We start from the raw sequence: 12,269 nt of genomic DNA, 5'->3' as shown, positions 1-12,269 counted from the left end.
ATAAATGAGACAGGCGGAGAGGGGAGGAGTTGCCCGGCGAATGCCGGGCGAGAGGAATTACAGGTGCAGCCAGGCAAGGACGCCGAGGCCGAGGCCCGCAGCGGCAACGCCGTAGGAGGCGTATTCAAGCCACTTCTTGCGCGTAAGCAGGGTGATGGCGGCCAGTGAGATCGCGATTTGCTCCGCGGTCATCGCCTGCGCCCAACGGTGGTGCTGGTGCATTTGCTCATCGGACTGCTTGTCCCAATTGACTGCCGAGACTTCCAGCTCTTCGGCTTTGGCCTTGATCTCGGCCTTTTCCGACTTGTAACGCTCGACCTCGGACTTGTACTTCTCGGTGTCGGTACCGGGCAGGCTCAGGGCCAGTTCGGCCAGGTTCTGCTTGTTGGACTTGGCCTGGTAGTAGTTCCACTGGTTGGATGCCTCGGTCTTCTTGATCGCGGCGTTGTTCTTGTACAGCGCGGCATTGTTTTGCGTGGCGCCGGCCTGGTAGCCGAAGATGGCGCCGACCGTGGCAAGGATCGCTGTGGTCACCGCAATCTTGTTGGAAAAACCGTCGCCGCCATGCGCGGCGTGTTCCACCTCATGATCATGGGGACCATGAACATGAAAACCGTGTCCTGCCATTTACTCTCCTGTTCGTACGTAAGTGACGTATGCGTAGTCGAATCCGTTGGATTCGGAGCGGTGGGTTTCGCGCGCGGTTTCTTTCCATTGTCCCGGATCGATTTCAGGAAAGAATGCGTCGCACTCGAAGGTTTTGCCGATCTCGGTCACCACCATGCGGTTCGTGATGGGAAGCGCCTCGGCGAAGATCTGGCCGCCGCCAATGATGCAGGATGGCGTTTCGCCGACGAGCGCAAGCGCCGCTTCAAGCGAATGCACCGTGTCCACGCCGTCACGCTTCCATTCCGGATTGCGCGTGATGACGATGTTGCGGCGGTTGGGCAGCGGGCGGCCGATGGAGTCGAAGGTCTTGCGCCCCATGATGATGGGCCTGCCTGTCGTCGTGCGCTTGAAATGCGCAAGGTCCTCCGGCAGATGCCAGGGCATTTTATTGTCGATACCGATGCCGTGTTTTTCGTCGAGGGCAACGACGATGGTGAGATCCGCCATCAGACCGCCACCGGTGCCTTGATGTGCGGATGGCTCTCGTAGCCCTCGATCGCGAAGTCTTCGAACTTGTAGTCGAAGATGGAATCCGGCTTGCGCTTGATGACCAGCTTCGGCAGCGGGAAGGTGCTGCGCGAGAGCTGCTCCTGCACCTGTTCCATGTGGTTGGAATACAGGTGGCAATCGCCGCCGGTCCAGATGAAATCGCCCACATCGAGGCCGGCCTGCTGGGCCATCATGTGCGTGAGCAGCGCGTAGGACGCGATGTTGAACGGCACGCCGAGGAAGATGTCCGCGCTGCGCTGGTAGAGCTGGCAAGACAGCTTGCCGTCGGCCACGTAGAACTGGAAGAAGGCGTGGCAGGGCGGCAGCTTCATCTGCGGGATGTCGGCGACGTTCCAGGCCGAGACGATCATGCGGCGTGAATCCGGATTGTTGCGGATCTGGTCCATCACCTGCGCGATCTGGTCGATGTGCTTGCCGTCCGGCGTCGGCCAGGAGCGCCACTGGTAGCCGTAGATCGGGCCGAGGTTGCCTTCCGGGTCGGCCCATTCGTCCCAGATCGAGACGCCGTTGTCTTTCAGGTACTTGATGTTGGTCGAACCGGCCAGGAACCAGATCAGTTCATGGATGATGGATTTCACATGGACCTTCTTGGTCGTCAGCAGCGGAAATCCTTCCTGCAGGTTGAAACGCATCTGGTAGCCGAAGACCGAGCGCGTGCCGGTGCCGGTGCGGTCGGTTTTTTCGGTGCCATGTTCGTACACATGGCGCATGAAGTTGAGGTATTCGCGCATGGTTCTGCTTGTTCGGTGGAACCGGGTATTTTAATGGAATTCGACAGCCCGCCTGTCCGAATTATTGTTGACCGAATTGCAACGCGGCGAGGCTAGCATACAGGCCGCCTTGCGCGACCAGCATTGCATGTGTGCCGCTTTCCACGATGCGACCATGTTCCAGCACGATGATCCTGTCTGCGCGCTGTACCGTCGCCAGGCGATGGGCGATGACCAGTGTTGTCCGGCCGACCATGGCGGCTTCCAGCGCTGCTTGCACGAGGCGCTCCGATTCGGCGTCCAGCGCGCTTGTCGCTTCGTCAAGCAGCAGCAGGGGCGGATTCTTCAGCAGCGCGCGAGCAATCGCAATGCGCTGCCGCTGTCCGCCGGACAGGCGGACGCCGCGTTCGCCGAGGAAGGCGCGGTAGCCGTCGGGCAGGCGCTCGATGAATTCATGGGCCGCAGCCAGGCGGGCGGCCTGCACCACTTCCTCGTCGCTGGCATCGGTGCGGCCGTAGCGGATGTTCTCCATCGCGTCGGCGGAAAAGATCACGGTGTCCTGCGGGACGATGCCGATGGCGCCGCGCAATGCATGCAGGTCCAGCCGCCGGATGTCCACGCCGTCGAGCAGGATCTGCCCCTGCTGCGGATCGTAGAAGCGCAGCAGCAGCTGGAACAGCGTCGTCTTGCCCGCGCCTGACGGACCGACGACGGCCACGGTTTCGCCGGGACGAATGTCGATCGATACGCCGGACAGCGATGCGTTCTGCGGACGCGAGGGATAGTGGAACGTCACTTCGCGCAGCGCAAGGGATGCGCCGTTCGCGGTGCGGGCCGGCAAGGAAATCGTCGTGGCCGGCGGCTGTATCGGCGAACGCACGACGAGCAGTTCGAGCAATCGCTCCGCCGCGCCGGCCGCGCGTTGCGCCTCGCCCATCACTTCCGACAGCGCGCCGGTTGCGCCTGCGACGATCGACGCGTACAGGATGAACTGGCCGAGTTCGCCGCGCGTCATCGTGCCTTGGATCACCGCATGTGCGCCGAGCCACAGCACGAACACGATCGCGCCGAACACGAGCAGGATTGCCAGCGCGGTCAGCATCGAGCGCGCGCGGATGCGCTGCATGGCGGTATGGAATGCGCGTTCCACCGACTCGCCGAAGCGCCGCGACTCATTCGTCTCCTGTGTGAAGGCCTGCACCGTCGGCATGGCGTTGAGGATTTCGCCGGCGAGCGCCGATGCGTCCGCCACACGGTCCTGCGAGTCGCGCGACAGCTTCCGGACGCGGCGGCCGAAGAGGATGATCGGAACAACCACAGCCGCCAGCATCACGACGATGATCGAGGACAGCTTGATGCTGGTGACGAACAGCATCACCAGTCCGCCGACGAAGAGCAGGGTATTGCGCAGGGCAAGCGAGATGCTTGTGCCCACCAGGGTCTGGATCAGCGTGGTGTCGGTCGTGAGGCGCGACAGCACTTCGCCGGTCTGCGTGGTTTCGAAGAATTGCGGGCTCTGCATGACCACATGGCCGTACACCGCGCTGCGCAAGTCGGCGGTAACGCGTTCGCCCAGCCAGGACACCATGTAGAAGCGTGCCGCGGTGGCCAGCGCAAGTATGCTGGCAACGCCGAAAAGCGCGAGGAAGTACACATCGATATGCGCGCTGTCCTGCATCCCGTCGCTGCCGAAACCGGCATCGATCATGCGACCGAATGCATAGGGAATGGCAAGCGTGGCACCGGCGGCGATGAGCAGGGCCACGCCGGCCAGCATGAACTGCTTCCGGTACGGCGCCAGGAAGGGCAGGAGGCCCTTGAGCGTGGCGATACTGCCTTTTTGTTCTCTTGAAGGATTCATAGTTTCAGCGGTTTTACGTAGCCGGTCAGTTCGAGGTAGCCGCGCCCGATACGTTGTTCGTCGCGCCGGATGGTGACGGCCCCCTCCCAATATACCGAACCTGTGGACTGTCGCGAATCGAGCTCCTGGTCGTCCTGCAGCGGTTCCAGCTCCCAGGTCATTGCGCCGGTGCGCACCTTGACGGCGACCGGGTAGGTCGCGCCGGTGCGCGGCGAGCGCCAGGTGCGTGTGGGAGTGAATTCCACCTGGTCCGGCCCGAAATGCGATATCCGCCCTGACTTGTCCCGCAGCGCCGCGTGGGACCACAAGGTGTCGCCATTCTTCAGGCGGATGCGGAAGACCATCAAGGCCGCGCCGTCGTCCATGTTGGCGCCGATCCAGTCCCATCCTGCGGCTTCTGGATCGAGCACCGTGGTCGACCATTCATGGTCCAGCCACGCGGTGCCGTTGACGCGGACCGTGTTGCCCGATCGCGTCACGGCACCTTCTACCTTCAGTTGCGGTTCGCTGTAGTAGTAGCTGGCCTGTTCCTGCTTCGGCCCCTTGCGGGAGAATCCGTTCTCGCCCTGCAGCATCGGCGGTTGCGTCGGCGTGAGCACCAGGTCGAGCGTGAAATCTCGGCCGGGAAGGCTGGCGCGATAGCGGCCGTCCGCTTCACGCATGAAGCGCCATGCATCGAGCTTGACGTCGGTATTGCCCGTTCGCGCATAGGCGCGGCCGAATCCTTCACGCGCGCTTTTCTGTTCATGCAGCAGTTTCCCCACGGCGGGATCGGACAGGGCGGCATGGGCGATGATCAGTTGCCGGGGGGCGAAGCGGCTGGGATTGTCGGCGTCGTGATCGGTCGCGGATCGGAAGAACGTGATCTGGAAACCCAGGGGCTTGCCATCCGGCGTCTCGACCCACCCGGTCACGTACCACCATTCGGTCCGGTAATCGGGATGCGCACCGAAGTCCTGCGGCAGCGACACGGATTTGCCGGGCACGACAGCGGAGAGTTGCGGTGGCGCTGCGAAAGCCGGCAATCCGAACGTGAATACGGCCAGCAAGCAGAGGATACGAAGGAGCATCACCAATCCTCCCTGACTGCGCGCACCGCATCGCCGGATACGGCATACCGGCCTGAAGCCAGTGCGGTCAGCGCGGCGGAGACAAGCAGCACCGCGGCGACCGACACCAGCATGCCCCACGGCATGTGCAGTTGCATGGTCCAGTGGAAGGACTGCGGATTCACGACGAACACGAGGATGAGGCTGATCGCACTGCCGAGCAGGAAACCGACAACGATCCCTAGCAGGGTGAGCAGGCTGCCTTCCGCCGCCAGCATGGCCAGGATCTGGCGGCGCATGAGGCCGATGTGGCGCAGCATGCCGAATTCCTTGGCGCGTGCCAGCGTCTGCGCGGAAAACGTCGCCGCCACGCCGAACAGGCCGATGACAATCGCCACCGCCTCCAGCAGGTAGGTGACAGCAAAGCTGCGGTCGAAGATGCGCAGGCTGATGGCGCGGATTTCCGCCGGTTCGGAAAACTCCAGCGCGTCGCCGAACGGCAGCCGCCGCAGGCCATCGATCACTTGTGCGGTGCTTGTTCCTTCCCGCAGCCAGAGCGCCGCGTCGTTGACCTCCCTGTCGCCCGTCAGCTGCCTGTAATCGGACAGACGCATCTGGATGGCCCCTGACTGGCGCGCATAGTCGCGCCAGATGCCGGCGACATAGACATCGTGTAGTTGTCCCGCCAGCGGGAGGCGCTGGCGCTCGCCGGGGCGGAATCCGTAGAGGTCGATCATCGCCTCCGATACCCAGACCGGCACGGCATCCGCGGGAATCTTAGACACGGGTACCGATTCACCGACCAGCGGCAAGGTGCGCGCGGGGTCCGCGGCATCGACCGGCCGCGCAAGCAAGGCGACGGAGGGGCGCGCCGGGTTAAGCACCAGTTGCGTCACGCGCAGGAAGTTGGCCCGGACTATCCCGGGCGCCTTCGCGATCGCCTCCTGCTCGGGGGCGGAGAACGCGCCGGTATTGCCGCCTGACGCCGAGCGCACATACAAGTCCGCCGACAGCACCTGCGACAGCCAGTCGTCCACGGACACGCGGAAGCTCGCGACCATGATCGCCATCGCCACCATGAGGGCGAAGCTCGACAGCACGCCGCCGAGGGCAATCGATGCCTGGTTGGGCGCATTGGCGAGGCGGCCGAGCGCAAGCGCCGCAACGGCGCTCGAACCAGGCCGGATGACCGTGCGCGACAGGAAGGAAAACGCCATTGCCGCTACCCGCGGCATCAGTCCGATTCCGCCGATCAGCAGCAGCGCAATCGACAGGTAGCCGAACACCGGCAATTCGAATACCGGCGGCAACTGCGACATCGCGCCGCCGGCAGCAAGGCAGACGAGCGCAGGCCAGGGCGTGGCAAGCCGCGACAGCGCGACGTCTTCGCTGCCGGACTTGAGGGCTTGCGCGGGACGTGCCCGTGCCGCTTCCCATGCCGGGCTCGCACAACCGAGCAGGCCCGCCGCCGTTCCAAGCAGGAAAAATGTGACTGCTGCGGGAAGCGAGAATTGCACGGTGGGCTGCACGCCGGGAAAGTAGCCCCCGCCCAGGTCTCCGCCGAACAGGCGCAGGGCGGTACCGGCAATCGCGTAGCCGCCGGCAAGACCTGCGAGGGATCCGGTCACGCCCAGCACCGCGCCCTCGGCAAGGATATGCGTCAGCACTTCCCGGCGCGTCATGCCGGCGACGCGGAGCAGGGCGAGCTGGCTGCGCCGTCGCAGTACGGACAATGCCTGTGTCGAAAACACCAGGAATGCGCCGGTGAACAGTGCCACCAGCGCCAGCATGTTGAGATTGACACGGTAGGCGCGCGACATGTTCGCGGTGCGCGCTTCCTGGTCTTCTGTCTCGGTGATGAGCAGGCCCGCGGGGAGCTCTTTTTCTAGCGCGGACTTGAAAGCGTTGCGGCTGATGCCCGATTCCAGTTTCAGTTCGATGTGCGACAAGCGGCCAAGCCGGTTGAAGCGCCATTGCGCCGCGCCGATGTCCATGACGGCAAGCCGCTGTCCGGCCCGGGCACGCATCAGCCCTCCGGCCACCCGCAAGCGCACGGAGCGTGTACCGGCCTGCAATTGCAGGGTATCGCCTTGTTTGGCCTGCAGCCATTCCATTGCGGCGGGCGAAAGGAAGATGGCATCGTCGGCGAGCGTGTCGAAGGCGCGGTCGTCCGCCGGGATGCCGATGAGATCCGGGGCAATGACGCCTGCCTGGAACACGTCGATGCCCAGCACCTTCAAGGATCCTTGCCGTCCGGGCACTGCTGCCTCCACTTCGAGGACCGGACTGGCAACAGCGATTTCCTTGCGCTGCGCAAGCCGTTCATAGACGGCCTCGTCAAAGGTCGGCTGCATGCCGCGCAGTTGCAGGTCGGCTTGCCCGGACAGGCTTTTGACCGCGGCGGAGAATTCGTTATAGGCCGCGGCATTGATCAGGTGAATGGCAAACCCGAGCGCGACGCCAAGTGCAATGGCCGCAGCCGCGACGAGCGCGCGAACCGGATGCGCTCGCCATTCGCCGAAGGTCAGCCAGCGCCGCAGCAGCGCGGTTGAGCCCGTGTTCATGCGGGCTGCAACCCGTCACGGGTCAACACCAGGACCCGGTCGGCGGTCGCTGCAGCGGCCGGCGAATGCGTGACGATGATGCCGGATGCGCCGTTGTCCTTGATTTCCTTGCGCAGCAGCAGCAATACCTCGTGCGCGGTATCCGGGTCGAGGTTGCCGGTCGGTTCATCTGCCAGCAGCAGTTTCGGCCGGTGCACCAGTGCCCGCGCGATAGCCACGCGCTGCATTTCGCCGCCCGAAAGTTGCCGCGGATAGTCATTGCCGCGATCGCGCAGGCCGACTGCTTCTAGCATCTCGGATGCGCGGTCGAGGCTGGATCTGTTCAGCATCAACGGCAGGGCGACATTCTGCATGACCGTGAGGTGCGGCAGGACATGGAAGGCCTGGAACACGAAGCCGAACTTCTCGCGCCGCAGCCGCGTCGCCGCATCGTCATCCAGCGCAGTCATCGCGACGTCATCGATCAGGATCTCTCCGGAGTCCGGTGTGTCCAGGCCGGCGATCAGGTTCAGCAGGGTCGATTTGCCCACGCCGGATTCGCCCATGACGGCCACGTATTCGCCCGCTTCCAGCGTGTAATCGAGGCCCGCGAGCACCTGCCTTCCACTTGCATACGATTTGGTGACGTCCCGCAGTTTGAGCATTCTGGTATGTGGATGGCGGGTGAGAAGGATTGTTACTCCGGGAGCAACGCGCGGGGCTGCGGTAAGGAATGTCATTCGGTTTCGACATAAGCAAATACGAAACCATGCTTGTGTCGCCTCAATGCCACCGGGAGCCCGACAAATATGATAACGAAAAACCTTGCCCTTCATTGCACACCGCCTAATCTGGCATTTAAGCAAACTTGCTTGAGCGAACCCATGGCGTCCATTCCCCATTCCGACCAGCCTCACTTCATACAGTTGTATCGTTTGGATCCGGAGGCCACACGGTTGGAGCTGGACAGGGGACTGCAGGCACCGGTGGCAACGATTGCGGCCAAGTACCTGTACGATGCATTGGGATCGAAACTGTTCGAAGCGATTTGCGAACTGCCGGAGTATTACCCGACGCGCACCGAGGGCGGCATTTTCAGCCGCCACCTTTCCGATATTGCCCGCTCGACCGGTCGGGGCGCGACGTTCATCGATCTTGGCGCAGGCAATTGCGCCAAGGCGGAAGGATTGTTTCATGCGCTGCAACCGGCGCAGTATGTGCCGATCGATATTTCCGTGGACTTCCTGCGGGATGCCGTCGAGCGGCTTCGCCAGCGCTACCCCATGATCCGCATGATGGGGATCGGCATGGATTTCTCGCATTCGCTCGAACTGCCGGCCAATGTACGGTGCGAGAAGCGCCTGTTTTTTTATCCGGGCTCATCCATCGGCAATTTCTCGCCGGACGAAGCCGCGTATCTCCTTGGCCAGATACGCGGCGCGTGCGGACTGGATGGCGGCCTGCTGATCGGCGTCGACCTGCTGAAGGACAAGGCCGTGCTGGACGCAGCCTACGATGACGCCATCGGCGTGACCGCTGCGTTCAACCTCAACATGCTGCGTCACCTGAATGTGCTCGTCGATGCCGATTTCGACGTGGTTGACTGGCGGCACCTCGGTTTCTTCAATGAAGCCTTGGGACGCATCGAAATGCATCTCGAGGCGCGGCGAAGCGTGACCGTTCGCTGGCGCGACGGAGTGCGCCATTTCCGCCAGGGCGAACGCATTCATACCGAGAACAGCTACAAGTACACGCGCCATGACTTCCTGCAATTGCTGGAACGCGCCGGTTTCGGTGCCGTGCGTACGTGGACCGACGAGCGCGAATGGTTCATGGTGTGCCATGCACGCGCACTGTGATGGAGATGGAAGATGAATGTCGATACGATCGCGGCACGCTACCTGGAAGTGCGCAAGCACACGATGGCGCTGGCCGATCCGCTGTCGGAAGAGGACTGCTGCGTGCAGTCGATGCCGGACGCCAGCCCGATCAAGTGGCACATGGCGCATACCACCTGGTTCTTCGAAACCTTCATCCTCGAACGCCATGAGCCGCAGTTCAGGCCCTTCCATCCGGCCTTCCGCGTTCTGTTCAATTCGTATTACAACGGCGTGGGCGACAAGCACCCGCGTCCGCAGCGGGGCATGCTGACGCGTCCCTCGCTGCGGGAGATTGCAGTGTACCGCCACAATGTCGACGAGCGCATGTGTGCCTTGCTGTCGGAACAGACGCTGACAGCCGAACTGCTGGCCCTCGTGGAAACCGGGTTGCAGCATGAGCAGCAGCATCAGGAGCTGATGCTCACTGACGTCAAGCATTTGCTGTCGATGAATCCGCTGTTTCCGGCGTACTCGTCTGCACCGTTCAGACCGGCACCTTCTGCGGCGCCGCTTGCATGGGTGGAACAGGAGGCGGCGCTGGTCGGTATCGGCCATGCGGGCGACAGCTTCTGCTTCGACAACGAGACGCCACGCCATCGCGCGTTTGTCGAGGGCTATGCCGTGGCTTCGCGGCTGGTCAACAACCGGGAGTACCTTGCTTTCGTGGAAGACGGCGGATACAACACGCCGTCGCTCTGGCTGTCGGAAGGCTGGGACTGGGTGCAAGCGAACCGGCTCGCGCATCCGTTGTACTGGCAACGGGATGCAGGAGGATGCAAGGAATTCACACTGCATGGATTGCATTCCCTCGATCCGTACCGGCCGGCCACTCATCTGTCATTCTATGAAGCCGACGCCTACGCGCGCTGGAGCGGCGCACGGTTGCCGACCGAGGCGGAATGGGAGCGCGCGGCACAGGGCGCGTCATCATTTGGCGCCGGCGGATTGCATCCGATGCCGTCGTCCAGGGAGCAGGCGGGCGGGTTGTGCGAACTCTTCGGCGCCGTATGGCAATGGACGCTGAGCAGCTATGCCCCTTACCCCGGCTATCGCGCGGCAAACGGAGCGATAGGCGAGTACAACGGCAAGTTCATGTCAAACCAGTATGTGCTGCGCGGATCATCCTGCGCCACTCCGGCAGGTCATGCGCGCGTGACCTACCGCAACTTCTTCCCGTCAACCGCGCGCTGGCAGTTCTCCGGTATCCGCCTGGCAAAATCCCGGTAAGGAAACAGGTCAGTCGAGCGACAGGCCGTAGTGAATGAACCCATCGTCCTTCACGTAGCCGTGCGACTCGTACAGTTTTCGTGCGGGATTGTCGTGTGCCGTCGACAATTCGATGCGCTTGCTGCCGGTCGCGGCCGCATGGGCGCGCGCCGCCTCCAGCAAGATGCTGCCGACGCCGTTTCCTCGCGCGGCGGGTACAACATACAAGTCATTGAGCACCCAGATGCGTCCCGCGCCGACAGACGTGAACGAGGGAAAAAGCTGCGTGAATCCGATAGCCTCGCCTGATTTATTCTGTGCAAGAAAGATGACGGATTCATGCCTGGCGAGGCGTTCAGTGATGAACGCGTGTGCCAGCGCCGGGTGCGATGGCTGACGGTAAAACTGGCGATACTGGTCGAACAGCGGGGCAATGGTGTCGGCATCCGACAATCCGGCCTGCCTGACGGTGATGCTCATGGTGATCCTTTGCTGTGGAGACAGGGGCAGCTTTCAAAATTAGCACAAATGCGCCAAGCACGAATGCCGGCGTCATTGGCTTTTGCATCGATGGCATCGATAATGAAAAATCGCAGGTCCATCGGACACACGACAAAGACAACAATGAATTTTTCCTTTCGCACCGCCACGCCGAACGAAATTGCCGGCGCATTGCAGGATGCGCGCGCGTACACGCTGGACCTGTTCGAATGCTATGCGGCAGAAGGGCTGGATGTCGCAGGCAGGGTACCGATCCTGCCCTTCATCAATCCGCCGCTTTGGCAACTCGGCCATATCGCCTGGTTCGCTGAGTGGATCATCCTGCGCGAGGCGTCCTCCAGCGAACCGTCGGCGGCGAAACGCGGGTCGCTGCTGACCAGGGGCGACGACTGGTTCGATCCGAACACGGTGCCGCACCCCTCGCGCTGGCTGATCGAATTGCCGAGCACGGGCGCGCTGAAGACGTATTGCCATGAAGTGCTGGACCGCGTGCTGGACAGGCTCGGCAGGGCCAGGAACGAGCCGGAGGCGCTCTATCCCTACCGGCTCGCGCTGGCGTATGAGGACATGCATGGAGAAGCGCTTGCCCAGGGTTTGCAGACGTTCAGCATTCCCGCTCCGCAGCAACTGGCGCAACGCAACCTGCCTGCCTGGGCCCAGGGCGAGATCCGTTTTCCCGGCGGGACGATCGAACTCGGCAGCAAACCCGACAGCGGCTTCGTGTTCGACAACGAGAAGTGGGCGCACCCCTGCCATGTACCGGCGTTCGAAATGGATTCGACACTGGTGTCCAACGCGCAGTATGGAGAGTTCGTCGACGACGGCGGCTACCAGAAGCCGCAGTTCTGGAGCAATGCGGGGCGCGCGTGGCTGATGGCCAACGACAGGTCCGCGCCGCGTGACTGGATCCGCGACAGCCGGCGCTGGCGCTGCATGCGTTTCGGCGCACAAGTCACCTTGCCTCCCGACGAACCGGTACGCCACCTCAGCCTCTATGAAGCGCAAGCCTATTGCATGTGGGCTGGGCGGCGGCTGCCTACCGAGGCGGAGTGGGAGTATGCCGCGCAGTCGGGGCATGCGGCGTTGCGCTGGGGCGACCTGTGGGAGTGGACCTGCACCCCATTCGAGCCGTACCCGGGCTTTGCGCCGGACGCATACCGCGAATATTCGACGCCTGCCTTCATGACCCATCAGACGGTGCGCGGCGCATCGCTTGCCACGCGCCAGCGCCTGCGTTCACTGAAGTTCCGCAACTTCTGCCTGCCGGAGCGGGACGACATGTTCATCGGTTTCCGGAGCTGCGCGTTGTAAACGAAAAAACGGCCACCGAAGTGGCCGTT

Annotated in this window: 11 protein-coding genes; 3 read left to right on the top strand and 8 right to left on the bottom strand. The window is 63.0% G+C overall.

Annotation, left to right across the window (positions count from 1 at the left end):
• Positions 1-57 precede the first annotated feature (57 nt).
• From AC3WOY_RS05025 to AC3WOY_RS04995, 7 genes are all read right to left on the bottom strand, one after another.
• The gene (locus tag AC3WOY_RS05025) at positions 58-627 is read right to left on the bottom strand and encodes a DUF4337 domain-containing protein (protein ID WP_492421384.1); all 570 of its coding nucleotides are present in this window, start codon (positions 625-627) and stop codon (positions 58-60) included.
• Positions 628-1,116 carry a dihydrofolate reductase gene (locus tag AC3WOY_RS05020; protein ID WP_492421382.1) on the bottom strand — a complete coding sequence of 163 codons (489 nt, stop codon included), beginning with the start codon at positions 1,114-1,116 and terminating at the stop codon, positions 628-630.
• Positions 1,116-1,910: a thymidylate synthase gene (locus AC3WOY_RS05015; RefSeq protein ID WP_492421380.1), complete on the bottom strand. Its 795-nt coding sequence runs from the start codon at positions 1,908-1,910 to the stop codon at positions 1,116-1,118. The genes AC3WOY_RS05020 and AC3WOY_RS05015 overlap by 1 nt, the downstream gene beginning before the upstream one ends.
• Before the next feature lie 61 nt (positions 1,911-1,971).
• On the bottom strand, positions 1,972-3,750 hold the full coding sequence (locus AC3WOY_RS05010) for an ABC transporter transmembrane domain-containing protein (protein ID WP_492421378.1): 1,779 nt from the start codon (positions 3,748-3,750) through the stop codon (positions 1,972-1,974).
• On the bottom strand, positions 3,747-4,820 hold the full coding sequence (locus tag AC3WOY_RS05005; protein ID WP_492421376.1) for a lipocalin-like domain-containing protein: 1,074 nt from the start codon (positions 4,818-4,820) through the stop codon (positions 3,747-3,749). The genes AC3WOY_RS05010 and AC3WOY_RS05005 overlap by 4 nt, the downstream gene beginning before the upstream one ends.
• Positions 4,820-7,363 (bottom strand): FtsX-like permease family protein, encoded by a 2,544-nt coding sequence (locus tag AC3WOY_RS05000; RefSeq protein ID WP_492421374.1) that lies wholly within the window; start codon positions 7,361-7,363, stop codon positions 4,820-4,822. The genes AC3WOY_RS05005 and AC3WOY_RS05000 overlap by 1 nt, the downstream gene beginning before the upstream one ends.
• Positions 7,360-8,007, bottom strand: coding sequence for an ABC transporter ATP-binding protein (locus tag AC3WOY_RS04995; protein WP_492421372.1), 648 nt, complete (start codon positions 8,005-8,007; stop codon positions 7,360-7,362). The genes AC3WOY_RS05000 and AC3WOY_RS04995 overlap by 4 nt, the downstream gene beginning before the upstream one ends.
• 207 nt (positions 8,008-8,214) lie before the next feature.
• Here AC3WOY_RS04995 and egtD point away from each other — a divergent pair, with 207 nt between their 5' ends.
• Positions 8,215-9,201, top strand: coding sequence for an L-histidine N(alpha)-methyltransferase (egtD, locus tag AC3WOY_RS04990; RefSeq protein WP_492421370.1), 987 nt, complete (start codon positions 8,215-8,217; stop codon positions 9,199-9,201).
• Positions 9,202-9,213: 12 nt separating this feature from the next.
• Positions 9,214-10,449 carry an ergothioneine biosynthesis protein EgtB gene (egtB, locus tag AC3WOY_RS04985; RefSeq protein ID WP_492421368.1) on the top strand — a complete coding sequence of 412 codons (1,236 nt, stop codon included), beginning with the start codon at positions 9,214-9,216 and terminating at the stop codon, positions 10,447-10,449.
• 9 nt (positions 10,450-10,458) lie between these two features.
• Here the strand turns inward: egtB and AC3WOY_RS04980 are convergent, their stop codons facing one another.
• A complete protein-coding gene (locus AC3WOY_RS04980; protein ID WP_492421366.1) occupies positions 10,459-10,908 on the bottom strand; it encodes a GNAT family N-acetyltransferase in 450 nt (149 codons plus the stop codon).
• 144 nt (positions 10,909-11,052) lie between these two features.
• Here AC3WOY_RS04980 and senA point away from each other — a divergent pair, with 144 nt between their 5' ends.
• Positions 11,053-12,240: a selenoneine synthase SenA gene (gene senA, locus AC3WOY_RS04975; protein WP_492421364.1), complete on the top strand. Its 1,188-nt coding sequence runs from the start codon at positions 11,053-11,055 to the stop codon at positions 12,238-12,240.
• Positions 12,241-12,269: the final 29 nt, after the last annotated feature.

This window comes from Noviherbaspirillum sp. FW303-A3, from assembly GCF_058788695.1.
Note: the sequence above shows the minus strand (reverse complement) of the source record. Positions and strands in the feature narration are given on the sequence as shown.